This is a genomic window from Zobellia sp. B3R18 (assembly GCF_018860715.1).
Classification (GTDB): Bacteria; Bacteroidota; Bacteroidia; order Flavobacteriales; family Flavobacteriaceae; genus Zobellia; species Zobellia russellii.
On the sequence record NZ_JAHKQG010000010.1, the window covers coordinates 269,228 to 292,868 of the forward strand.

20 protein-coding genes are annotated in these 23,641 nt (G+C 38.6%); 10 read left to right on the forward strand and 10 right to left on the reverse strand.

Annotation, left to right across the window (positions count from 1 at the left end; genetic code table 11):
- Positions 1-38 precede the first annotated feature (38 nt).
- From tgt to KO513_RS06510, 7 genes are all read left to right on the forward strand, one after another.
- The gene (tgt, locus tag KO513_RS06480; protein ID WP_215912747.1) at positions 39-1,169 is read left to right on the forward strand and encodes a tRNA guanosine(34) transglycosylase Tgt; all 1,131 of its coding nucleotides are present in this window, start codon (positions 39-41) and stop codon (positions 1,167-1,169) included.
- Positions 1,169-2,251 (forward strand): LptF/LptG family permease, encoded by a 1,083-nt coding sequence (locus tag KO513_RS06485; protein ID WP_215441861.1) that lies wholly within the window; start codon positions 1,169-1,171, stop codon positions 2,249-2,251. Before tgt ends, KO513_RS06485 begins: the two co-directional genes overlap by 1 nt.
- Before the next feature lie 25 nt (positions 2,252-2,276).
- Complete coding sequence (locus KO513_RS06490) at positions 2,277-3,170, forward strand: DMT family transporter (protein WP_215912748.1); 894 nt, start codon at positions 2,277-2,279, stop codon at positions 3,168-3,170.
- A 45-nt stretch (positions 3,171-3,215) separates the two neighbouring features.
- Positions 3,216-4,169 (forward strand): acetyl-CoA carboxylase carboxyltransferase subunit alpha, encoded by a 954-nt coding sequence (locus KO513_RS06495; protein WP_215441863.1) that lies wholly within the window; start codon positions 3,216-3,218, stop codon positions 4,167-4,169.
- Positions 4,170-4,324: 155 nt separating this feature from the next.
- Positions 4,325-5,872, forward strand: coding sequence for a replicative DNA helicase (gene dnaB / locus KO513_RS06500; RefSeq protein WP_215912749.1), 1,548 nt, complete (start codon positions 4,325-4,327; stop codon positions 5,870-5,872).
- A gap of 11 nt (positions 5,873-5,883) precedes the next feature.
- A complete protein-coding gene (locus KO513_RS06505; protein ID WP_215912750.1) occupies positions 5,884-6,909 on the forward strand; it encodes a DnaB-like helicase C-terminal domain-containing protein in 1,026 nt (341 codons plus the stop codon).
- Between the two features lie 103 nt (positions 6,910-7,012).
- Positions 7,013-8,278, forward strand: coding sequence for an asparagine synthetase B (locus KO513_RS06510; protein WP_215912751.1), 1,266 nt, complete (start codon positions 7,013-7,015; stop codon positions 8,276-8,278).
- Positions 8,279-8,317: 39 nt separating this feature from the next.
- On the opposite strand, the gene KO513_RS06515 is transcribed toward KO513_RS06510, so the two are convergent.
- From KO513_RS06515 to KO513_RS06535, 5 genes are all read right to left on the reverse strand, one after another.
- Complete coding sequence (locus KO513_RS06515) at positions 8,318-10,513, reverse strand: PepSY domain-containing protein (protein ID WP_215912752.1); 2,196 nt, start codon at positions 10,511-10,513, stop codon at positions 8,318-8,320.
- Between the two features lie 5 nt (positions 10,514-10,518).
- Positions 10,519-11,016, reverse strand: coding sequence for a DUF2271 domain-containing protein (locus tag KO513_RS06520; RefSeq protein WP_215912753.1), 498 nt, complete (start codon positions 11,014-11,016; stop codon positions 10,519-10,521).
- 6 nt (positions 11,017-11,022) lie between these two features.
- Complete coding sequence (locus tag KO513_RS06525) at positions 11,023-12,534, reverse strand: ankyrin repeat domain-containing protein (RefSeq protein ID WP_215912754.1); 1,512 nt, start codon at positions 12,532-12,534, stop codon at positions 11,023-11,025.
- A gap of 87 nt (positions 12,535-12,621) precedes the next feature.
- Positions 12,622-14,025 carry a hypothetical protein gene (locus KO513_RS06530; RefSeq protein ID WP_215912755.1) on the reverse strand — a complete coding sequence of 468 codons (1,404 nt, stop codon included), beginning with the start codon at positions 14,023-14,025 and terminating at the stop codon, positions 12,622-12,624.
- Positions 14,026-14,043: 18 nt separating this feature from the next.
- Positions 14,044-16,458: a TonB-dependent receptor gene (locus KO513_RS06535; protein WP_215912756.1), complete on the reverse strand. Its 2,415-nt coding sequence runs from the start codon at positions 16,456-16,458 to the stop codon at positions 14,044-14,046.
- 126 nt (positions 16,459-16,584) lie between these two features.
- On the opposite strand from KO513_RS06535, the gene KO513_RS06540 reads away from it, so the two are divergent.
- Both KO513_RS06540 and KO513_RS06545 read left to right on the forward strand, forming a co-directional pair.
- Positions 16,585-17,574: a helix-turn-helix domain-containing protein gene (locus KO513_RS06540; protein ID WP_215912757.1), complete on the forward strand. Its 990-nt coding sequence runs from the start codon at positions 16,585-16,587 to the stop codon at positions 17,572-17,574.
- 264 nt (positions 17,575-17,838) lie between these two features.
- Entirely contained in the window at positions 17,839-18,279 is a 441-nt protein-coding gene (locus KO513_RS06545; protein WP_215912758.1) for a hypothetical protein, read from the forward strand.
- Positions 18,280-18,336: 57 nt separating this feature from the next.
- Here KO513_RS06545 and KO513_RS06550 read toward each other — a convergent pair whose 3' ends face one another.
- Positions 18,337-19,140 (reverse strand): HAD family hydrolase, encoded by an 804-nt coding sequence (locus KO513_RS06550; RefSeq protein WP_215912759.1) that lies wholly within the window; start codon positions 19,138-19,140, stop codon positions 18,337-18,339.
- A 92-nt stretch (positions 19,141-19,232) separates the two neighbouring features.
- On the opposite strand from KO513_RS06550, the gene KO513_RS06555 reads away from it, so the two are divergent.
- Positions 19,233-19,655: a secondary thiamine-phosphate synthase enzyme YjbQ gene (locus tag KO513_RS06555; protein WP_215441874.1), complete on the forward strand. Its 423-nt coding sequence runs from the start codon at positions 19,233-19,235 to the stop codon at positions 19,653-19,655.
- 55 nt (positions 19,656-19,710) lie between these two features.
- Here the strand turns inward: KO513_RS06555 and rplT are convergent, their stop codons facing one another.
- From rplT to thrS, 4 genes are all read right to left on the reverse strand, one after another.
- Complete coding sequence (gene rplT / locus KO513_RS06560) at positions 19,711-20,055, reverse strand: 50S ribosomal protein L20 (protein WP_215441875.1); 345 nt, start codon at positions 20,053-20,055, stop codon at positions 19,711-19,713.
- A gap of 89 nt (positions 20,056-20,144) precedes the next feature.
- Positions 20,145-20,342, reverse strand: a complete 198-nt coding sequence (rpmI, locus tag KO513_RS06565; RefSeq protein WP_038239114.1) for a 50S ribosomal protein L35 — start codon at positions 20,340-20,342, stop codon at positions 20,145-20,147.
- Positions 20,343-20,444: 102 nt separating this feature from the next.
- On the reverse strand, positions 20,445-20,993 hold the full coding sequence (gene infC, locus KO513_RS06570; RefSeq protein ID WP_289041480.1) for a translation initiation factor IF-3: 549 nt from the start codon (positions 20,991-20,993) through the stop codon (positions 20,445-20,447).
- Positions 20,994-21,031: 38 nt separating this feature from the next.
- Entirely contained in the window at positions 21,032-22,972 is a 1,941-nt protein-coding gene (thrS, locus tag KO513_RS06575; RefSeq protein WP_215912760.1) for a threonine--tRNA ligase, read from the reverse strand.
- Between the last annotated feature and the right edge of the window lie 669 nt (positions 22,973-23,641).

Below are 23,641 nucleotides of genomic sequence, written 5' to 3' on the forward strand. Positions count from 1 at the left end.
CTAGGCAGTTGTTTATCTTTGCGCCCATAAATAATATTTTGAAGTTTACCTTACACCATACAGACCCTAAGAGTAAAGCCCGTGCCGGAACCATGGTTACCGATCACGGCGTAATAGAAACACCCATATTCATGCCGGTAGGTACCGTTGCTTCGGTAAAAAGTGTGCACCAGCGTGAATTGAAGGAAGATATCAATCCCGATATTATTTTGGGAAATACCTATCACCTTTTCCTTCGGCCCAAGACGGAAATTCTAAAGAAGGCCGGGGGACTCCATAAGTTTATGGGCTGGGATAGGAACATCCTTACCGACAGTGGGGGGTATCAAGTGTATTCCCTTTCGGGCAACCGTAAGATAAAGGAAGAAGGGGTGAAGTTCAAGTCGCATATAGACGGTTCTACACACCTTTTTACACCGGAAAACGTAATGGAAATACAGCGTGTGATCGGGGCCGATATTATCATGGCCTTTGATGAATGCACACCTTACCCCTGTGATTACCGGTATGCAGAACGTTCTATGCACATGACACATAGATGGTTGGAGCGTTGTATTGCGCACTTAAAGAAAACACCTTTTGAGTACGATTATTCTCAAACGTTCTTTCCTATTGTACAAGGTTCTACCTATAAAGATTTAAGAAAACGCTCTGCGGAGTACATTGCCGGCGTTGGTGCCGAAGGTAATGCCATAGGCGGTCTATCCGTTGGGGAACCTGCGGAAGAAATGTATGGTATGACCGAGGTGGTCTGTGAAATTTTACCGGAAGACAAACCCAGATATTTAATGGGGGTAGGTACGCCTATTAATATTTTGGAGAACATAGCCTTAGGAATTGATATGTTTGATTGTGTGATGCCTACGCGAAACGCTAGAAACGGAATGTTGTTTACCGCTCATGGCACTATAAATATTAAGAACAAAAAGTGGGAAGATGATTTTTCTCCGGTAGATGAAATGGGAATTACCTTTGTAGACCTAGAGTATTCAAAGGCCTATTTGCGTCATTTGTTCGTAGCTAAGGAGTATTTGGGCAAACAAATAGCCACTATTCACAACCTAGGATTTTATCTTTGGTTGGTTCGTGAAGCTCGAAAGCATATTTTAGCAGGAGATTTTACGGAATGGAAAGACCGTATGGTTAAACAAATGGATAAACGATTGTAGTGCTTACCATATTAGATAAATATATACTTAAGCGATATTTGGTCACTTTCTCGGTGATGATCTTGCTATTTATTCCTATTGGGATCATGGCGCATTTGGCCGAGCAGATTGGAAAAATGCAAGCCAATGAAGCTCCGTTGGATGAAATACTCGTCTATTTTGGAAACTTTACTATCTATATAGGAAGTCTTCTATTTCCTATTTTCCTCTTTCTGTCTATAATTTTCTTTACCTCTAAATTGGCGGGAAATACGGAAATTGTGGCCATTCTTAGTTCAGGTGTATCGTACTCTAGATTCTTGCGCCCCTATATTATTGGAGCCTCTATTATTGCGGTAATTATGTTTGTTATGGGTATGTTCATAGTACCTAATGCTAGCAAGGGTTTTAACGAGTTTAAATACAAGTATCTTAAGAAAGGAAAGCAGGACCGGGTTACCAATAATATTTTTACACAGTTAAACGCCAATGATTTTATTTATGTGAGCAGTTTTGATCCTGCTAGACAGATTGGATACAACTTTACTTTTGAAAGGTTTAACGAAGAAAATGAGTTGGAGTTCAAAATATCGGCGGCCAATATCAGATATGTAGATAAGGATAGTGTGTACCGTTTAACTACCTATAAAAAACGAAAGATTCTCAATGATACGGCTTTGGTGGAAACCAAGCGTCGTTTAGATACCCTTTTCTCTTTTCAAATTGGAGACCTTACCCCGGTGTCCTATGCCGCGGAAACCAAGAATATTTTTGAACTGAACCGGTTTATAAAGGACCAAAGGTTAAAAGGGGCATCCAACATCAATACCTATATCTTGGTAAAGTATAAAAGATGGGCTCTGCCTATTACAGCTTTTATATTAACGATAATCGCTGTAGCTGTGTCGTCCGTAAAGAGGCGTGGAGGTATGGGGGTTAACCTTGCCTTTGGAATTATAGTGGCCTTTGTCTTTGTTTTCTTTGATAAAGTTTTTGGTACGCTTGCGGAGCAGTCTGGCTTTTCGCCTTTATTGGCAGTACTTATACCCAATATGATTTTTGGAGTGCTGGCTGTAGTTTTACTGCAAAAGGCAAAGCGGTAACGCGTTTTCCTTTAAATAGGCTTTTATGGGGGCTCAGCTAAAAAATTACCTGCACTTACATCTTATTGTTTTTATTTGGGGCTTTACGGCAGTACTGGGTAAACTTATTACGTTAGAGGCTATGCCTTTGGTATGGTACCGGATGCTTATCGCCTCAATATTTATCTTGATCTATGTTATAGCCAAGAAATACTCCTTAAAGGTTTCGAAGGGTATGTTTTGGGCACTTATAGGAGCAGGAATCGTAATAGCGCTACACTGGGTAACTTTCTTTTTGGCCATTAAGGTATCTAATGTGTCCATTGCTTTGGCCACGATTTCTACGGGTGCTTTTTTTACGGCGATAATTGAGCCCTTTTGGTACAAGCGGAAGATGATTTGGTATGAAATTGTTTTTGGTATCGTTGTTATGCTTGGACTGTACCTGATTTTTAAGGTAGATACGGAGTATCTGTACGGTATAGTTTTAGCCTTAATATCCGCGTTTTTGTCGGCGTTTTTCTCATTGATCAACGGGAAGCTCATACAAAAGGAAAGACCTTCTGTAATTTCTTTTTATGAATTGGTAAGTGGGGTGGGGCTATTGACTATATTTTTAGCGTTTCAAGGAAGGTTTACTACAGAGTTTTTTAGTCTATCGCAAAACGACTTGCTCTATCTGTTTATACTTGCATCAATTTGTACCGCCTACGCTTTTATAGCATCGGTTAAGATTTTGAAATATATAAGTCCGTATACGGTAATGCTCACAATAAATTTGGAGCCTATTTATGGAATAATTCTGGCGTTTATTATTTTTGGCGAGTCGGAGAAAATGAACCCCCTATTTTATGTTGGTGGAGGCATCATCCTATTGACGGTCATTGCCAACGGAATACTGAAAAATAAGAGAAGGTTTAAAAAACCCTTCAGGACATAAGCTTAAAATCCTATATTTGCCTATCAAACTAAACCTATTACACTAATGGAATATCTCGATTTTGAACTCCCTATAAAAGAGCTTGAAGACCAGCTGGATAAATGCATGATTATTGGGGAGGAAAGCGAAGTAGATGTGTCGGAGACCTGTAAGCAGATTGAAAAGAAGTTAGCCGATACCCGAAAAGAAATATATAAAAACCTTACCGCATGGCAACGCGTACAGTTGTCCAGGCACCCTAATAGACCTTATACTTTAGACTACATCAACGCTATTTGTGGCGATACATTTTTGGAACTTCACGGTGATAGGAATGTAAAGGATGATAAGGCTATGATTGGTGGTTTAGGTAAAATTGGTGATCAGAGCTTTATGTTCATTGGTCAGCAAAAAGGGTACAATACAAAAACTAGGCAGTACCGGAATTTTGGTATGGCCAATCCGGAAGGTTACCGCAAAGCTTTACGATTAATGAAATCTGCGGAGAAATTTAATGTTCCTGTAGTATGTTTCATAGATACCCCAGGTGGTGCCGCTGGTATTGAAGCGGAAGAACGTGGTCAAGGAGAGGCAATTGCCCGTAATATTCTTGAGATGACTCGCCTTAAAGTACCTATTATAGTGGTTATCATTGGAGAGGGAGCTTCCGGTGGAGCTTTAGGCATAGGAGTAGGAGACAAGGTATTGATGTTGGAAAACACATGGTACTCCGTAATATCCCCAGAATCCTGTTCTTCTATTCTATGGAGAAGCTGGGAGTATAAAGAAGTAGCTGCAGAAGCGTTGAAACTTACGGCTACGGATATGAAAAAATTAAAGTTGATCGATGAAATCGTGCGCGAACCGGCAGGTGGTGCCCACGCAAATCGGGAAAAAACTTTTGAGGTGGTAAAAAACAAAATATTGACTCAATTTGAGGCTTTAGAAAAGTTATCCCCAAAAGAATTGGTCAATACCCGAATGGAAAAATACGCCCAAATGGGTGTTTTTAACGGTTAACGGACACTTTTATCAAGCTGACTAAAATCTGAGAAAGACTTTTCTCAGATTTTTTTTGTTATCAACATAAAATTGTAACTTATTAACAGTATAATGTTCATTACCTGTTAACTTTACTTCGCTTTATTTTTTAGTTAATTGTATAATTTCGTGAAATGGAAAAAATTAATCCGGTCGTAGCCCGTAAAATAGATAAATCTACCCTAATCAATTTAGAGCGTGGTAAAATTCCGCCACAATCAGTTGATTTAGAGGAGGTTGTTCTTGGTGCGATGATGATTGATAAAAAGGGGGTAGATGAAGTAATAGATATCCTACATCCTGATGTTTTCTATAAAGATGCCCATCGTTTTATCTATGAAGCCATTTTTAAGCTGTTCGAAAGTTCCGAACCAGTGGATTTATTAACGGTTTCGTCACAATTAAAGCGAGACGGACGATTGGATGCCGTAGGAGGGGATTTTTACCTTATAAAACTCACTCAAAAAGTGGCTTCATCCGCCCATATTGAGTTTCATGCGCGTATTATTCTTCAGAAGTATATTCAGCGTAGCTTAATAAAAATATCCAACGAGATCATTGAAGAGGCTTATGATGAATCTACGGACGTTTTTGACCTTTTAGATAGTGCGGAATCTAAATTGTACGACGTAACCCAAGGTAATCTTAAACGTTCTGCGGAGACAGCTATGGATTTGGTAATCCAAGCCAAGAAAAAGATTGAGGAAATTTCCAATAAAGAGGGGATGAGCGGTATTGCTACCGGCTTTGATAAATTGGATAAATTAACCTCTGGATGGCAGCCCAGTGATTTAATTATTGTTGCGGCGCGTCCTGGTATGGGTAAAACGGCACTAACCTTATCTATGGCGCGTAATATTGCGGTAGATGGTGGGCAGGGTGTTGCTTTCTTTTCCTGTGAGATGTCATCTGTACAGCTAATTACCCGTTTGATTTCTTCGGAAACCGGACTGTCGTCCGAAAAATTAAGGACCGGTAAACTGGAAAAACACGAGTGGGAACAATTGAACGTAAAGGTAAAAGCGTTGGAGAAAGCCCCATTGTTCATAGATGATACACCGTCCTTATCCATTTTTGATTTACGTGCAAAGGCCAGACGTTTGGCTTCGCAGCATGACATTAAGATTATTATCATTGACTACTTGCAGTTAATGACCGCCGGTGGAACCGGTAAAGGGGGTAACCGTGAACAGGAGATTTCTACAATTTCGCGTAACCTTAAGGCCCTGGCAAAGGAATTGAATATTCCTGTAATTGCACTTTCTCAGCTGTCTCGTGCCGTTGAAACCCGTGGTGGTAGTAAAAGACCTTTACTTTCGGATTTACGTGAATCTGGTGCGATTGAGCAGGATGCGGATATTGTTTCGTTCATTTTCCGTCCGGAGTATTATAAAATTGATGAGTGGGATGACGAAGAAAGAAGCCCAACACAAGGTCAAGCTGAGTTTATTGTAGCAAAACACCGTAACGGTGGTCTTGAGAACATTCGTCTGAAATTTATCGGTAACCTTGGTAAGTTTGACAACTTGGATGATTTTGATTCTCCGTTTGAGTTCCAATCCAAAATGAACGAAAATGAGGATAATCCGTTTATCACAAAGAACCTGCCCGATGCCAATCAGGCTTTCGGTAGTTCTATGAATGATTTAAGTGCAGATGAAGATAATGATGTGCCATTTTAAATTTATTTAATATGATTTTAAAAGATTTAGTTCATCTGGGTATAACAAGGATTGAAGCTAATTCGATGAGCGATTCTTTGTGTGGTATTCCTTCTGGTTTTGAGAAATTAGATAGGTTGACATATGGCTGGCAAAATTCAGAGTTAATTACTATTGGGGGACGAGCTGGTATTGGTAAAACAGCATTTGCTTTGTCTATGGCACGAAATATAGCTGTTGATTGTAGTATTCCAATTAAACTGTTTACTCTTGAATCTAGTTCTGAGTCTATAATATTTAAGCTTATTTCTTTGGAATCAAAATTATCCTTGAAACGTATTAAAAGTGGAAAGCTTGAAAATCATGAGTGGGCGAAAATGAACGTCGAAACTAGAAAACTCAAAGAAGCTCCTTTATATATCAATGATACCCCTGCTATCTCAATTGAAAAATTAGTCTCGGAAATAAGATATGGTTATGAAGAGGAAGGAATTAGAATAGTAATCATAGATTATTTACAATTAATTGAAATTGAAGACAAAAATGTTAAAGCTTCAAATAGAGAACAGTGTGTATCCATCATTGTAAAAAAGCTCAAGGCATTATCTAAAGAATTGAAAATTCCTATTTTGTTGATTTCTCAACTGAATAGGGCGTTGGAGGAAAGAAGTGCTTCCAAAAGACCTATTTTGTATGATTTAAGAGATTCCGGAGCGATAGAGGATGATTCTGATATTGTTGGATTTATTTACCGTCCCGAATATTATAAGATTGACGAATGGGATGATGAGGATCGAGATCCGACACAAAGTCAAGCAGAATTTATTATAGCCAAAAACCGTAATGGCGGTTTGGGAAGCATTCGTTTGAAATTTACAGAAGATATTGGTGAATTTGATAACTTAGATGATTTTGAGTCTTCTTTTGAGTTTAAGTCTAAAATGACTGATAACGAAGGGAACCCGTTCATGTCGAAAAATCTACGAGATGATAATCAAGCTTTTGATAGTTCTATGAATGATAGTTCACCTTTGGACGATAATGATTGCCCATTTTAATTGAGGGGATATATATAATTAATTTTCTAATAGCTTTAACTTTGGCTATCATAAAAAGCGCACTTTTTCAAGTATCTTTAGAAAAAATCAAAGTGCTAGAAATATGGTAAAATCGCTTTTGTCTACTCTTTTTATCTTGGTAGGTGTTTTGCAGGTTTCCGCTTCTGCCATTCTGATCCCTATGGATGCCGAAGGGCAGAAAGACCACCTCAAAGCATACGGTATCACCTATTGGGTGCTTTCCAAACAGCAGAAGGTGCAATGGCTCCTAAATTATAGGGGAGGTTCTTTTTTGTTGCCCGATGGGGAAGTCATTAGAAAGGAATGTCAGATACGCGGGGTTTCCTTCGAAATTTTGTCCGATAGTCAAACCGAAGGGATACTGAACGAAATAAGTAGTCCTTCCAAAAATCAAGATGCGGTCATTTTGGAGAAGGCCCCTAAGATTGCTGTCTATAGCCCTAAGGGAAACCAACCTTGGGACGATGCCGTTACCATGGTTTTGACCTATGCCGAGATTCCTTATGTTACCGTTTATGATGATGAGGTGCTGGGAGATAAATTAGCCCTTTATGATTGGTTGCACCTGCACCACGAAGATTTTACCGGTCAGTATGGAAAGTTCTATGGCGCATACCGTGCCGCGCCTTGGTATATAGAACAAAAAAAGGAGGCTGAAGCAATGGCTGCGGAGCACGGTTTCTCTAAAGTTTCGGAGGAGAAAGGTGCGGTAGCGCAAAAAATTAGGAAATATGTCATTGGTGGAGGGTTCATGTTCGCCATGTGTTCGGCTACGGACAGTTTTGATATAGCGCTTTCCGCGGAAGGAGTGGATATTTGTGAGCCCATGTTTGACAATGACCCCAGTGATGCCAACTACCAAAGTAAGCTGGATTATAATAAAACTTTTGCCTTCACGGACTTTACTTTGGAGCGAAACCCACTTAAATACGAGTTTTCTTCCATAGACATGACCAGCAAACGGGGCAACGTTCCCAAAGAATCCGATTATTTTTCGTTAATGGATTTTTCCGCCAAATGGGATGCCGTGCCCACCATGCTTTGCCAGAACCATACGGCTTTGGTAAAAGGTTTTATGGGGCAGACCACCGCCTTTAACAGAGATGAGGTAAAACCCACGGTAATGGTGTTGGGAGAAAATAAACTGAATGGCGAGGCACGATATATTCACGGGGTTAAAGGAAAGGGCTTTTTTACGTTTTATGGCGGCCATGACCCAGAAGACTACCAGCATAGGGTAGGGGACCCCAAAACGGAACTGGAGCTGCACCCCAATTCTCCGGGGTATCGTCTAATTTTGAATAATGTTTTGTTTCCTGCGGCACGTAAAAAGAAGCAGAAAACTTAATGCTCTAACTTTATTGTTCAAGCTTAATATCCTACTTGTCTAATAACAGTCCATTTTAATCTGCTTTCGGTTTTGATAATGGCTAAGGTCCTTACCTAAATATGCGTTGCTCAATTCCTGTAGTTCTTGTAGCACTTCTTTTTGCATGGCTATGGAACCACAGATCATAATGCATCCCTTATTCTTCAAAACCTCTAAAAACAATTCTTGATCTTGTTTAATTAGGTGCTGAACATATATTTTATCGGCTTGCTGGCGAGAATAGGCGGTTTTAAAATTGGTCAACTTACCTTCTTGCAAAGCCGTTTCAATATAATCTTTGTAAAGATGGAAAGCGTCTTTGGTGCGTGCTCCCCAGTACAAGTGAATTTCCTTTCTTTTTATATTCTCCTGTATCATCCCTAAAAAAGGACCAATACCTGTTCCGGTTGCTATAAATACTGTTTTTTTAGAGTTTTTAGGAAAATGGAAATTTCTGTTGTTTACAACTGTGGCGGTCAGTTTTTGTCCATCTTCCAGTTGATGCAAGTAGTTGGAACATAGTCCATTTTCGTGTCTACGAATGCTGATTACAAGGGTGTCCGTATTTAGCTTGCCAATGGAATATAACCGCTCTCGAGCTCCATCGGCAGGTACGACCGATAATAAATCCCCCGAAACCGGTTTTGACCCATTCAAATTTTTAAGGCTCAATAAGAAGGTACCGTCTTCAGGTAGTTCCGCTTTATGAATGACTTTAAAAGTGGAGGCAGGTTTTGAGCTGGTAGCCAATTTTGGTTTTTTGAGTTGAACAGGCAATCCCATTTGATTGGCCCAAACCGAACACCAATTGTTGAAAGACTCAAAAGATTGGTCGTTAACCGTAAAGACTTCTTGTAGAGCAGTACTGTTATTTACCCCTTTTAAAGCTTCATGGGTTTCATAAGCAAACTGACAAAAATTGGGGTAGGCGGTAGATCCAAAACCTACTACGCTAAAATCAAAAGGCTGTTTCTGGGGATTCTTTTTGACCAATTGTATAAACTTTTCGGCAGATGCCGGTGCTTCTCCTTGTCCGTATGTAGCTGTAATGACTATTAAATGCTCCATTTTCTTGAAATGGGTGTATTGGTTCATTAATGCTAAATGACTTTTTTTACCCGATTTCAAAATTTGTTTGTGTAACTCTTGAGCAAATTGAAGCGTAGTGCCCCCTTCGGTGCCTACCAAAACCACATATTCACTTTCATTTTTTGAATGCTCATTTTTGATATTGGTTTTAGGCCTTTTAAAATAAACGATAAAGCCGGTAACCGTTAAAAAGGGAATGGCTAGACTTCCCAAGCCAAGTACGATGGACCATAGAATGCTTCCTTCTCCGGTGTGTAATACCGTTGCCCAGAAAGACATGACCTGTACAGTGGGATATTTTTCTTCCGCTAGAATATCTCCGGTAACTTGGTTGAGATATAATTCCCTATCTCTTAGGCGGATGATATAGTAATCCTCTACAAACTCGGAAAAGGGGTATTCCAGTTCACATAGTTCGGAAAGAGAGGTAGTTTTAAAAAAGTCAAATTCCGTATATTTTTTAACAGGTTCTTCTTGGATAGCATCAAAATCTACTTGTAATGAAACTTTGGAATCCGGAATAACATCAAACCGAAGAAGTGAAAGATATACGCCCGTAATGGCTAGCACTAATAACGGAAGTAAAGAAAACCTGGCGTATACAACATGATGGTATTGTGAAAAATTTTCACGAACAACGGGTGCAAAGAATTGCTTATACCCGCCTTGTCTCTTGGCAATTAGAACAATACCCGAAATGCTGATGAGAATTAGTAAAAACGAGGCGAATCCGATTAGAAAACGCCCCGTAGATTTTAGAAATAGCGATCGGTGTAGGTTGGTAGCAAACTGGAAAAGAGGTTTTTTTTGAATAAGATTCCCCAATTTTTCACCAGTAAATGGATCAATATAGAATTCTTCATTCTTTCCATCTAAGATAACCGTAATGCTTACAAAACCATTTCGGTCTCGTTTTACCGCAAGTACTTCTTCATATTTTGTATTGATATGCTCTATGGTTTCCGACAAAGAAAGTTTATCTGCGTTGGAAATACTGTAGGGTTCAATTTTGTTGGAAATTGGTTCTACAGCTAGAATAACACCGGTAACCGATGCAATCAAAAGAAAAACAGAAGAGGCAATGGCAAAAAGCAAATGGCTATACCTCCATACCGATACAATCATAAAAATTATCTGTTTGGTACCATTCTAATATAACGGATGTAACCTTTACCGTCTACTTTCTCTTTTATAGTTGCCGAATTCAAGTCTATCTCTGCATCTATGGCATAATATTCCTGGTTTTCTACAGCTGACTCAAAGCGAACTTTGTAACCGGCATCAATATGCGAGGCGTTAAAACCTAAAGAAATGATATTTCTTTCGCCGTTACCAATGGTAGCGCCCGAAATGGCATCAACGTTCTCTTTGGTGCCATCGCTAAATTTCCACCATTCCTTTAAATCAGGGAACCACTCTTTATCATCTCCTTGAACGTAAAGTGTCTTCTCGTATTTTCCTTCAGGATTGATCAATGAAACCACTACATAGGCTTTCTCACCTGTGTAGTTGGTCATTTGAATCATACATTTGTAACTTACTTTAGGCTCGTTTATAAAAGAAGATAATACAAAGAATGCAGAAGCCAAACAAAGGGCACCAACCGTCTTAACAATTATATTTTTCATGTACTATTAATTTAAAAATTGAAGATTAACCTTGTTTTTGGCCAACAGTTCATTTTCGCTTGCCAGGTCGTGTGCAGTTTCACCAAACTCTGTGGTAGATTTTAGGTCGGCACCATTAGCTATCAAATACTTTAAAATTTCTGCATTTTCGGTTTTCATTGCCGCGTAATGCAATGGGGTATTTCCGTCTTTGTCCTTACCGTTGATGTCAGCACCAAATGCTTTAACCTTTTTTAGAAGGCGCAAATCATTCTTTGCAACCGCTAAATGCCATACGGTACTGTTATCGCCTTGTACTTGCGTAAAATCAAGTCCTTTGTCTTTTAATACGGCAACCTTAGCATCAAAATCACGAGGTTTACCACGACCGTTAAAAAGGTAAGAAACTAAATTGTTTCCTTTTTTGTCAAGCACATCAACACTGGCTCCTTTAGAGATTAAATAGGTTACTACGTCTGCGCTGTTATTTTGAATTGCAGCGGTTAAAGCAGTATGTCCGTCTTTATCCGCATGGTCTATTTTATCCGTTTTTTCGGCAAAATAGGAGATAGTTTCCAAATTATTTCTTCCGGCAGCTTTAATTAAGGCGGTTTGACCTTCTCCATCTACCGCATTAGGATCGACTCCTTTTGATATGAAGTAGTCTAGAATTTTAATGTCTTTTGATGACGCTAAATTGTGCAAAGGAGTAGTGCCACTTTTAGAAACAACATTTGGAGAAATACCAAGTTCTTCTAAATACTTGAAAACCTCTATACTATTGCCACCGCCACGGCCAACTCTACTTGCTGCAAGCATAGCATTGTCTCCGGTTTTATCATTTTCAGCTATTGAAACCCCACGTTCTTTTAAGGATTTAAGAACATCAATGTTTCCACCTTTTGCGGCATAATAAAAGATACCATTACCGTCATTATCCGTAGTGTTGATATCTAGTCCTTTGGAAATTAAATAGTCTGTAAACTTAAGGTCTTTAGCGCTGGATGCTGCCACTAAAAGTATATTGGCACCATGATGGTCTTTTTCATTTTTTAAATCGGCACCATTTGCAATAAACAATTCATAAATTTTTGGATCGGTTTGTCCGCCAGCTGAAGCAAACGAACTGGGGTAGTACCCATGAGAGTCTACTACGTCTAATTTGGCACCCTTTTGAATAAGGTATTCCATTGCTTCTACGTTTCCTTTGTAAGCAGCCCAAAAGATATAAGTACGGGAATCATGTGTTTTTTTGTTAACGTCGTTACCATGCTCAACCAAATATTTAATTGTAGATAGAGGATTATTGGCCAATAGAGCATAAGTGGTTGCATCAAAACCACCACCGTTGGCTACAGTGGCCGAGTGACCCTCTTTTATGTTAGCTTCAATAGTGCTGATACTTGGTTGTTTTTCCCAATAGTCGCCACTTAAGAATGGATTTGGGTCTTTGGGAGTATTCCTTTGTGCAAAGGCACTTAAAGAGATAAATGCAAAGCTGAGAACTAAGGCAAAAGTTCTGATACTATTATTTTTCATGGTCGTGTATATTAGATTCTAAATTACTAAAACCATTACCAGGCTTTATGCCCGATAATGGTATAGTTTACTAAAAGTTATAATGGTTTACCAAGCGCCGATAAAATGGCTTCCTTCCACATTAATTAGCTCGGCACCTTTGGTTACAGCTCCAGTTTTGGTGTCTATAACATAAATATTTCCGTTTTTACCAACGGGTGCTTGTGTAAGGTAAATTTCGTTTCCGTCTACAGCATACCCTTGGTACTGGAATAACTCAAAATCTACTTCGTAAGGAATATCGGTTATTTTGGTTGCTGTTTTTGCATTCAAGTCTACTAAGGCAAAATAGCTTTCTCCTCTCCCCGAAATACCTTCTGCAGAACCATCATGACGGTAAGCTAAAACTGCTTTTCCGTTTGCGGCTGGTCTCCAAGCTAGTACATAAGCACCTTCAACACCCAAGGCATCATCCAAATTAAAATCATACGAATCGTCATATAAGTTGTCAGCTCCAATTTTTAAAATATGAGAACCTTCAGGATCACTCTGGTTAGCTTGGTATACACTTCCGTCATACAAAAAGGCGTTGATGCTGCGGTAACCGTTGGTATTACCATGTCCTACGCTAGAAGCAATTAGTGTTGGATTTAACAAAGAGGGATAGTCCAATACAATGGTTTTGGAACCAAGAATCTCATAATCGCCGCTATCACTTTCTAGGGTAGTAGGGTCTACCTTGCTTAGGCGCGCACCAATATATAATTTGTCTCCAGCGGCATTAAGCGTTGGCATATCTATTCTAGAGATGTAGTAGCCTGCTGCAGATTCTTCTTCGCTTAACGTAATAACGTGCTCTTCAAAGTTGTTGATTTGAGAATCCACTAAGTCTAAAGTAACAACGCCAATGGTAGAATTTGTGTGCAGATAGGTGTCATCGGTTACATCATCAGGAGTGTCGTTGTCATCAACTTGATGTTCTGTAGAGACGTAAACAGCAGCACCGGTTTTGTCCCCATCAAATAACTTGATCCATCTAGGAGCAGTACCAACGTAAGGGGCTATACTTATTTCAGACCCGGTTGGATTGAAAGTTCCACCACCTTCTACGGTATATTTACTGTAATTTCCTCCGGTATCTCCGGCATAACTAATATTAAAAACGGTATTGCCGTCTTCAGAAGCTTGTAGTCTTGCCGTTCTGTTAGATGGTGCTACAAAACCATTGTTAAAAGGATCTATTTGAACCGTAGGGTCCTTAGCCTCTTTACTGGTTACGGAATAAATTAAGGTTCCCCCGTTTCCGTCACCTGGGTTATCACCCATTTTGGCTCCGGCAATGGTTATCCATCTACCGTCTTCTTCGGCTTCCGTTTCTGTTTCTGTTTCGGTCTCAGTTTCTGAGTCGGTATCGGATGTAACTGTACCATCATCGCTACTACAAGCGGTCATTAAACCGGCTAGAAGCCATACGGAAGCCAAAGTTTTAAAGTTCAAAAAAGTTGTTTTCATGTTAGTTCTATTAAGTGATTAAAGATTATTGATTATGTAGTTCAATTTTAAATAAAAGCTTAGTCCTGGTTTTTGTACGGATAGGTTATCATAAATGGCTTGGTCAAAAATATTCTTGACATCAAAACTCATTACAAAATTCTTTTTGGGAAATGTATAGCTCAATCCAAAGTCATGAGATATCTGTTCAGGAATAAAGAATTCCTCTTCTCCTGTAGTATTAGTACCTGCCGCGAATTTGAATGCAAATTCATCTGTATAGTAGGTGTTATAAAATAGGTTTAAGAGTGATTTTGATTGTATAAAATCCTTGATAGTATGCCGTAATCCGGCATTCATGGTAAACAAGGGAACGTTGGGAACATTTGTTTCAACTCCCGAATTTACCGTGGTTAAGCTCATGCGGGTTATGTTAAAATTGAAGCCAAGATTATTGTCATACGTATAAAAGAATTCGGCTTCAATTCCTTTGGATTCCGCAGTGTTCTCTAGATTGGTGTATTGAACAAACTCATCACTTTCCCTTAGTCCGTCTGCATTGGCCGGTAACCCTATTCTGTTTTCAATATTTCTAGCAAAAAAGTTAGAGGTCAATGTAAAACCGTGTTTGTCAAAATTGAATTTGCCAAGCCTAAAACCAATGTTTAGATTATTACTGGTTTCCGGTTGAATGGTTAAGTTGGGGAGCAAATTGTCTCCTGCATCCCCAAAAACCTCATTTTCACTCGGTAGACGAATGGCTTTTTCAGCCGAGGTTAATAGAGTAAGGTTGGGGAAAACAATATATGAAGCCGCAAAACCGTATCCGGTATAGTCTTTATCGCTTTGGTAAACTTCATTTATTACTTCCGTATTATCCTCGTTAAATACAGGCCTAGTGTTCAGTACTTTTTGTATATACTGTTTTCCAAAAGCATTGATTTTAAACTTATTGTCAAACGCTTTAAGTTCGTAGCTTAACGAAATAATATTCTTGTATAGGTCACTAGTTTCTTGAAACGTGTTTTCTAATAACGATACCATTTCATCACTGTCTTCACGGTCTACACCACTATAGACATGGTTTAGTAAGACTTTATGGTTGTCATTTATAGCATACGAAAGACCTGAACGGATAGAAGAAACATTTCGGGTTATCTTGGCTAGTGTTGGGCCATTTTCACTTTGTGAACCCCAGGTATATTCATGTGGTTCTCCGTCAAAACCAATTAATCTGGTTCCTGCCCAGGTATAGGCTTGTGCCACCGTATCATTAATTATACGATTACGTTTGCCGTACACACCGGTAACGTTTACGTCTAAGCCTTTAGTGAACAAATCTTTCATTTGATAGGTTAGATTGCCCAGTACGGCATCCGACTCTAAAAAACGACCTTTATAAGGTGATATGGTAACGAAAGTACCATGCTGCACTTCATTGTATTCATCAGAAGCGGTAACGCCAACTAAAAATTGATCGGCCCAATTAACATTGGTAAACCCTATTTGGGCCATGCCTCCCGTAGACCGGTAAGCGTCATTGAACCTTCTGGCTACAATTGGAGTTTGAACTCCATTAGGAGCTATATCTACAATAGTTCTGCCCCAGATTTTATAATCGTTGTCCGAGTAGTTGTGAAAGGCCGATGCTTTTACGGTGAATCCGGATGTATCATGTCTATAGGCTCCGTTCAGATTGGTTTGTAAGGTGTTGAAAGATCCGTAAGAAACCGAAGCATTTAAATTGTTCTTTCCACCTTCATGGAGTACAATATTAATGGCCCCACCAACGGCGTCACTGGATAAGTGTCCTGGTACTACACCTTTGTACACTTCAATGTTTTTAATCATAGATGGCGGAATGCTGTTCAAGCTAAAGGAAGAACCATATATAGAAATAGGGATACCATCTATAAAAATGCTGACCGATCTGCCGGACAAACCGTTTAAACTGTATTGTACATTAGAACCCAAACCACCGTTCTGTCTAATTTTTACACCTACTGTAGTGTTCAGTAGTTCATTAGTTTGAATACTTCTAAGCCCAGCTTCTTTGGTCTCAATGGAATTTACCGAGAAACCCTTAGTCTCAAGGGCTGTTTTCTCTGTTTTTCCGCTTACGGTTACCTCGTCTAGATTTTCCACATTTTCCCGTAGAGAGAAATCAAGGCGTATGCTGTTTGTGTTTTCATTGACTTCAATAGTCCGTGACCGGGTGCCGTACCCGATAAAGGAAATCATTATCCTGTGGTTTCCACTGGGGACTTTTTCAATAGTATACGCCCCGTTATCATCTGTAAGAACACCCAGTTTTAGTTCTTCTAAAACAACACTAGCAAAGGATAAAGGTTTTCCGGAAGCATCGGTAACAATACCGGATATTGTTGCGGAAGGTTCTTGGCCCAAGACGGACAAGGAAATTAGAAATAGGAAAGCCGTAGCTAGGTTCTTCATGATTAGTTTAAAAAAAATCAATTGTTTTTATTAAGATTTAGTCTAAATAAATAACTTTGCAAAACTAATCTAGGATTTCAGGTAGCACTAACGCAAAAAGAAGTTTTAGTTACGAATTAGGAATAAATGAGAATAGGTCTTTTTCCGTCTGCAAATTATAGTGCCAAAAATGGTATTGATCCCATGAAACAGATGGGTGATACTCATGTGATATCTGATGAGCTTACTTTAGGAAAAGGGGTTGCGGGAAGCCAACAAGTATTGTGTTTAGATGGCGCTTCCATACTATTGCGGAAGTTAAGTTTAGATAGTATTTCTAAGGTAGAATATGAAAATAGTCAATTCTGTTTTGGAGTTCATTTTTTGCTTGAAGGCAATTATAGCTTTGTTAGTACGGAAAGTAAATCTAGACTGAACATTACTTCTGGCAGCTATAACCTTGTGCAGTGGCCAAAAACTATTGGAGTTGAAAAGCTTAAGGGAAGGGAATATACTTCTATAGAAGTTTTCTTTACTCAGGAGTTTCTTGAAGATTTATTAGGAACTGAGTACAATTCGGCTTTTATAAAATTTGCTGATGCCTTCGTGGATAAACCTAAATATCTGTGGCATGAAATGAAACCAATACCAAGTAGGTTAAGGTTGTTGCTACTGGATATTTTACATTGTTCATATACCGGAATCGCCAGAACCAATTTTATAGAATCTCAAATACGATGTTTGCTGATAGAGGTCTTTTTAGGAAAAGAGAATGGTATGGAGCGGATAGGAGGGGAGGCAACACTATCTACTTTGGATAAGGAGGGCATAGATGAAGTGGTCTTATACATTAAAAAGAACCTTAAGCGGAAATTAACCATTAAGGAACTGTCCGAGGTAGCTGGATTTAATACTACCAAACTAAAAAGTTGTTTCAAGAAGGTGCATCAAACCACAATCTTTAAGTTCATTACACAGCTTCGCATGGAAAAGGCAAGACTTCTGGTGTTAGAAGAAAATTACACTGTTGCTCAAGCATCTTATGAAGTAGGGTATTCCAACCCACAACATTTTACCGTAGCCTTCAAGAAGACTATGGGGTATTTGCCTAGTCTTTTGCTTACCAATTTGTCTTAGATTTTTTTATCGCTAATATGTAATTCCAATCATATCGTTGTTCATCCCATTAGATTTGATTAGACACGCTTTCTAGTGGTAAATTGATTTCGGTTTTCAATTGGTAAAAATTTTAAGAGTTAAGGCGCTTTTAAAGAGACTCTTGGTAAAAGAGGTAAAAATTGTGTGACTTTTTAGAGAACATTGGTGTCTTAAATATTGAAGGAAGAGGGATATTTTACTAATCCCATAATTAGAACTATTTAAATTAAAACGATAAAAACTATGATCGATCAATTGAAAAGCTTGGCTTTTGATAAATTAAAAGATGCGATGGCATCCAACTCTTTAGGTGAAGGTGAAACTACAGCTGCAGCGGAACAAGGTTCTGCTGCTTTGGTGAATAGTTTGATGGAAAATATATCGGCCGGGGATTTGGGTTCCATTACCAGTTTGTTTTCTAATGATGGTAATGCTTCTGAAGACAATGGTGTTTTTAAACTTATTGTAGGTAAACTTGCTGGAATTTTACAAGGACAGGGTATGGACGCATCAGCGGCACAATCTGAAGCAAGTAATATAGCACCGGACTTAATAAATAGTCTAAAAGAAAAATTCATGTCAAACGACGCTACTGATAGTAGCTTTGACCTAGGAAACATTGGAAGCCTTCTTGGAGGAGGCGAAGCTGGAGACCTTCTTAGTAAGGCTAAAGGCTTGTTTTAGTAAGGTTGTATTTGAGTTGGTAATTAAAAAGGTTGCTCTTTACAGGAGCAACCTTTTTTATATATGTGAATCAATTAGTTTTTGTAATACTGTTTCTACGCCAAATTCGTCATTGTTCAAAGTTTCAAATTTTGCTGCTTTTTTTACATTGGGATGCGCGTTTTCCATGGCAAAACTGAAATCCGAAAGAGCTAACATTTCAAGATCGTTATTGTAATCGCCAAAGACCATGGTTTCTGCCGGGGTAATGTTAAACCGTTCCTGCATTTTTTGAAGAGCGTAACCTTTATGGGCATTTGGGCTGGATATGTCTACCCAATTTTCTCCGGATACCTTAACTTTTAAAGACCCTTCTAGATGGGATACGGATGGATAAATGTACTTTTCCGAACTTTCAAAGTGGTAGATGGCAATCTTGAGTATTTCACCATCAAAATCCTTTAGGTCGTCAACAACTTTATAATCGGTGTAATACTCGCGTAACTTGGCTTCAAATTCCTTGGAGTCACTCTTTATATAAGCATTGTGTTTACCGCAAAGTACAGGGTGAATGTTGCCTACGGTGTCCAATATCTTAAGAACTGAATTTTTGGCATCATTGGGCAATGGTGTAGCAAGTAGTTCGGTAGTCCTTTGCATGGCAAATGCACCGTTCTCTGCAATTACGATAATGTCGTCCTTAATGGGTTCTAATTTATCAACTATACTATGGTATTGTCTGCCACTGGCAGCTATAAAAATGATGCCTCTTTCTTTCATTTGTTCAAAGAGCTCGAAAAAGCGACTGCTCACTTCGTGATTGGAGTTTAATAGCGTGCCGTCCATATCCGTGACGACCATTTTTATATTTGATAGATCCATGCGTATTTTTTAGAAGATGCAAAGGTATCTGTTCATAATTTAATTAGGGTTCGTATTTAGAAAGTTTTACATTTATTTGATATATAAAATGTATGAAATTCTATCAAAAAGAAATTAAACTAAAAGCTTATAATCGTGGTTTTCATTTAGTAACCGAAGCTATTTTAAGCTCGTTTCCAGAGCTTAATACTATAAAGAAAGGAATGTTTCAGGTTTTTATAAAACACACATCAGCTAGTTTGACCATTAATGAGAACGCTGACCCCACGGTGCGATTGGATTTTGAAAGCCATATGAATAAAATGGTACCGGAAAATGCGCCATACTATATACATACATACGAAGGTCCGGACGATATGCCCGCGCATATAAAATCATCCTTAATGGGAGCATCCGTACAGATTCCAATAACAGGGGGAAGGTTGAATTTGGGGATATGGCAAGGTATATATTTGTGTGAGCATAGAAATTATGCCTCTGGAAGAAACTTGGTAATTACCGCATTTGGGGAATAAAAAAAGCCGGTACACAAATGCACCGGCTTTCTTATAAGTGAGATATATTCTTAATTTATTTAACCTTGTCTACGATTGCTTTAAAAGCTTCTGGATGATTCATCGCTAAATCTGCAAGAACTTTTCTGTTCAATTCAATTTCACTAGCTTTTAATTTCCCCATAAACTGAGAATAAGACAATCCGTGTAAACGGGCACCTGCGTTAATACGTGTAATCCAAAGAGCACGAAAAGTTCTCTTCTTGTTTCTTCTATCGCGGTAAGCATATAACATTGCTTTCTCAACCGCATTTTTGGCTACTGTCCAAACGTTTTTACGTCTTCCAAAGTAACCTTTGGCTTGCTTCATCACCTTTTTTCTTCTGGCTCTGGAAGCAACTGCATTTACTGATCTTGGCATAATTTTAAATTTTTGTAGTAGGCGGTGCTTTCTTTTGCACACTTTTTGAGCCTAACTCCATGGTTAATACTGTTTTACCGTAAAGAATATTACTTTAAACGTAATTGTTCTTTAATACTGTTAACGTCATTGGCGTGAACCAATGTGTCATGCGTTAACTTAAGCTTTCGCTTCTTTGACTTTTTAGTCAAGATATGACTCTTAAAAGCGTGCTTTCTTTTAATTTTACCAGTACCGGTAAGCTTAAAACGCTTCTTGGCACTCGATTTTGTTTTCTGTTTAGGCATTTTTCCTATTTATATGAATCTCACTTATTTATGCTGAAACTGCCCGTAAATAACGGACAGATATCAGTATCTTTTGTAGTAACTTAGAAAAACTAGGTTACTTTATTTTTTAGTTTTAGGCGCAATGAACATGGTCATTCGCTTACCTTCTAATCTTGGTAATTGTTCTACTTTTCCCCACTCTTCCAAATCTTGGGCAAGTTTTAAAAGTAGAATCTCACCTTTATCTTTATAAACAATAGAGCGACCTTTAAAAAACACGTAAGCCTTTAATTTGGCTCCGTCTTGCAAAAACTTTTCTGCATGTTTCTTTTTAAAGTCATAATCATGGTCATCTGTATTTGGACCAAAACGGATCTCTTTTACGATAACCTTTGTGGCCTTGGCCTTCATGACTTTTTCGCGCTTCTTTTGTTCGTAAAGAAACTTCTTGTAATCTATAATCTTACATACCGGAGGCTCGGCATTTGGTGATATTTCCACCAAGTCCAAACCCATTTCTTCCGATTTATCTAGAGCTACCCTTATAGGGTATACACCTACTTCAACGTTGTCACCTACCAACCTTACCTTAGGTGCTAGTATTTTTTCATTGATTTTGTGAGGGTTTTTGTTTTCCCTCCTAGGTTGGGGCCTAAATCTCTTTCGTATTGCTATGACTAATTCTTTTTAGTTAAACTTTAAATTTTTTAAAACGACTTTAAGGTACTATTTATTTCTTTAGTTACCAAGTCTGAAAACTGTTCAAGGGAAATAGAGCCTAAATCCTCACCACCATGTCTACGTACAGATATGGTATTTGACGCTTCTTCGTTTTCCCCAACGATCAGCATAAAAGGAATTTTATTCATTTCTGCTTCACGTATTTTCTTGCCTACCGTCTCATTTCTAGCATCAACAAGGGCGCGAATTTCGTCATTTTCTAAGGATTTTAAAACTTTTTCCGCATATTTTTCATGTTTCTCGCTCACGGGCAGCACAATAGCTTGCTCTGGGATAAGCCATAAAGGAAAATTGCCGCCTGTATGTTCCAGTAACAGGGCTATGAAACGTTCCATGCTACCAAATGGGGCACGGTGTATCATAACCGGTCTGTGCAACTCGTTATCACTACCTTTATAGGTAAGGTCAAAACGTTCAGGTAAATTGTAGTCTACCTGAATGGTTCCTAACTGCCATTGTCTGCCAAGGGCATCTTTAACCATAAAGTCTAATTTGGGGCCATAAAATGCAGCTTCACCTTGTTCAATTATAAAGTCAAGACCCTTTTCTTTCGCAGCGTTAATAATGGCATTTTCTGCTTTCTCCCAGTTTTCTACAGTACCAATATACTTCTCCGGAGTGCTCAAATCCCTAACGGATACTTGTGCCGTAAAGTTTTCAAACCCTAATGAACCTAAAACATATAAAGATAGGTCAATAACATTTTTGAATTCTTGATCCAATTGGTCCGGAGTACAAAAAATGTGTGCATCATCCTGTGTGAAGCCTCTTACTCTTGTAAGACCATGAAGTTCACCGCTTTGTTCATATCTGTAAACTGTTCCAAATTCTGCATAACGTTTTGGTAATTCACGATAACTGTAAGGGCGTACATTGTAAATCTCACAATGATGTGGGCAGTTCATTGGTTTCAACAGAAATTCTTCATCTTCCTTTGGTGTGTGAATAGGCTGAAAACTGTCTGCGCCATATTTTTCATAATGCCCAGAAGTAACATAAAGTTCTTTTTGTCCTATATGCGGCGAAACCACCATTTCGTATCCCGCCTTTTTTTGAGCTTTCTTTAGAAAATTTTCAAGACGTTCTCTAAGTGCTGCGCCTTTAGGAAGCCATAATGGTAGTCCTTGACCAACTTTCTGAGAAAAAGCAAAGAGTTCAAGTTCTTTCCCTAGTTTTCTATGGTCGCGTTGCTTAGCCTCTTCAATTAAAGCAAGATACTCGGTAAGTTCTTTTTGTTTAGGGAAAGAAATACCGTAAACCCGGGTTAATTGAGGGTTCTTTTCGTCACCTCTCCAGTAGGCGCCGGCAACATTCAGTATTTTTATGGCTTTAACAATACCGGTGTTAGGTATGTGTCCACCTCTACATAAATCCGTAAAAGTGTCATGATCACAAAAAGTAATGGTTCCGTCCTCAAGATTTTCTATAAGCTCAACCTTATATTCGTTTCCTTGACTCTTATATAGTGATAGAGCTTCGGCTTTAGATATAGGGCGCATTTTAAAGTCATGCTTACCGCGGGCAATTTCCAAAGCTTTCTTTTCTATAGCGGGAAAATCTTTTTCGGAAATAGAATGCGCTCCAAAATCAACATCATAATAGAACCCGTTTTCAATAGCGGGCCCAATAGTTAATTTTATGCCAGGGTATAATTCTTCTAGAGCCTGTGCTACAATATGTGAAGAAGAATGCCAAAAAGCTTTTTTACCTTCTTTATCGTTCCAAGTATAAAGAACAAGTGCCCCATCTTCGGTAAGAGGGGTAACAGTTTCTACAACCGTATCGTTAAATTTTGCCGAAATAACGTTTCGTGCAAGACCTTCACTAATACTTTTGGCAATGTCCAATGGAGTGCTTCCATTTGCAAACTCTTTAATAATTCCGTCAGGTAATGTGATTTTTATCATGCCCATTTTTTGTAATAAGGGTGCAAAGATAGTATACGCGTACAAGGCACACAATATATAGGGTTAAGTTTATTGGTTGAATGTTGTGGGTGTTTTGTAATCTTTTTGGAAATCTAGTGTGTATGTTGACTATTACTGTTTGTGGTCATAAATTTTTCGTTAGAAGGGAATGTAAAATTGAGGTTAAGAAAAAAAATATTCTAAAATTTGGAAGGAAACTATAGTTTGGGGCTTGTGGGAATGAATAAAAAGTTCTAATTTTAAGGCCCTTCTTTTTTGGTAGAAGTGTAATTTATTGAAGCGCAGGGGTTTGTGAAAAATCCAAAACTTTATTCAAAAAATTCTTTGAGAATTAAAAAAGGGTGTTACATTTGCAGCCCGCTAAACAGGTATGAAGATGTTTGTTAAGCGGGGGTTAAAAAAGAGTAAACGTTCCTTGTGATATATTGTTTTGAGACGGCGAAAAAAAAAGATTTCGATTTTTTTAAAAAGAAAGTTGTCGGTTAGAAAAACAGTTGTATATTTGCAGCCGCTTAGACGGACAGTAGGATGTCTGGAAGGCGTTTCCCGGGAGACCGGGAGGGATATAGAAGTTCATTTGACATATTGTGGAGACAGCGTAAAGGGATGAATTGGGAAACCTTTTTATTCCGATGAATTACGAAACAA

What these genes read in the sequence shown, in the direction of transcription:
- KO513_RS06490 (WP_215912748.1), top strand. Translation starts at nt 2,277, where the DNA reads ATGGGGGCTCAGCTAAAAAATTACCTGCACTTACATCTTATTGTTTTT.
- KO513_RS06495 (WP_215441863.1), top strand. Translation starts at nt 3,216, where the DNA reads ATGGAATATCTCGATTTTGAACTCCCTATAAAAGAGCTTGAAGACCAG.
- dnaB (WP_215912749.1), top strand. Translation starts at nt 4,325, where the DNA reads ATGGAAAAAATTAATCCGGTCGTAGCCCGTAAAATAGATAAATCTACC.
- KO513_RS06505 (WP_215912750.1), top strand. Translation starts at nt 5,884, where the DNA reads ATGATTTTAAAAGATTTAGTTCATCTGGGTATAACAAGGATTGAAGCT.
- KO513_RS06510 (WP_215912751.1), top strand. Translation starts at nt 7,013, where the DNA reads ATGGTAAAATCGCTTTTGTCTACTCTTTTTATCTTGGTAGGTGTTTTG.
- KO513_RS06515 (WP_215912752.1), bottom strand. Translation starts at nt 10,513, where the DNA reads ATGATTGTATCGGTATGGAGGTATAGCCATTTGCTTTTTGCCATTGCC.
- KO513_RS06520 (WP_215912753.1), bottom strand. Translation starts at nt 11,016, where the DNA reads ATGAAAAATATAATTGTTAAGACGGTTGGTGCCCTTTGTTTGGCTTCT.
- KO513_RS06525 (WP_215912754.1), bottom strand. Translation starts at nt 12,534, where the DNA reads ATGAAAAATAATAGTATCAGAACTTTTGCCTTAGTTCTCAGCTTTGCA.
- KO513_RS06530 (WP_215912755.1), bottom strand. Translation starts at nt 14,025, where the DNA reads ATGAAAACAACTTTTTTGAACTTTAAAACTTTGGCTTCCGTATGGCTT.
- KO513_RS06535 (WP_215912756.1), bottom strand. Translation starts at nt 16,458, where the DNA reads ATGAAGAACCTAGCTACGGCTTTCCTATTTCTAATTTCCTTGTCCGTC.
- KO513_RS06540 (WP_215912757.1), top strand. Translation starts at nt 16,585, where the DNA reads ATGAGAATAGGTCTTTTTCCGTCTGCAAATTATAGTGCCAAAAATGGT.
- KO513_RS06545 (WP_215912758.1), top strand. Translation starts at nt 17,839, where the DNA reads ATGATCGATCAATTGAAAAGCTTGGCTTTTGATAAATTAAAAGATGCG.
- KO513_RS06550 (WP_215912759.1), bottom strand. Translation starts at nt 19,140, where the DNA reads ATGGATCTATCAAATATAAAAATGGTCGTCACGGATATGGACGGCACG.
- KO513_RS06555 (WP_215441874.1), top strand. Translation starts at nt 19,233, where the DNA reads ATGAAATTCTATCAAAAAGAAATTAAACTAAAAGCTTATAATCGTGGT.
- rplT (WP_215441875.1), bottom strand. Translation starts at nt 20,055, where the DNA reads ATGCCAAGATCAGTAAATGCAGTTGCTTCCAGAGCCAGAAGAAAAAAG.
- rpmI (WP_038239114.1), bottom strand. Translation starts at nt 20,342, where the DNA reads ATGCCTAAACAGAAAACAAAATCGAGTGCCAAGAAGCGTTTTAAGCTT.
- thrS (WP_215912760.1), bottom strand. Translation starts at nt 22,972, where the DNA reads ATGATAAAAATCACATTACCTGACGGAATTATTAAAGAGTTTGCAAAT.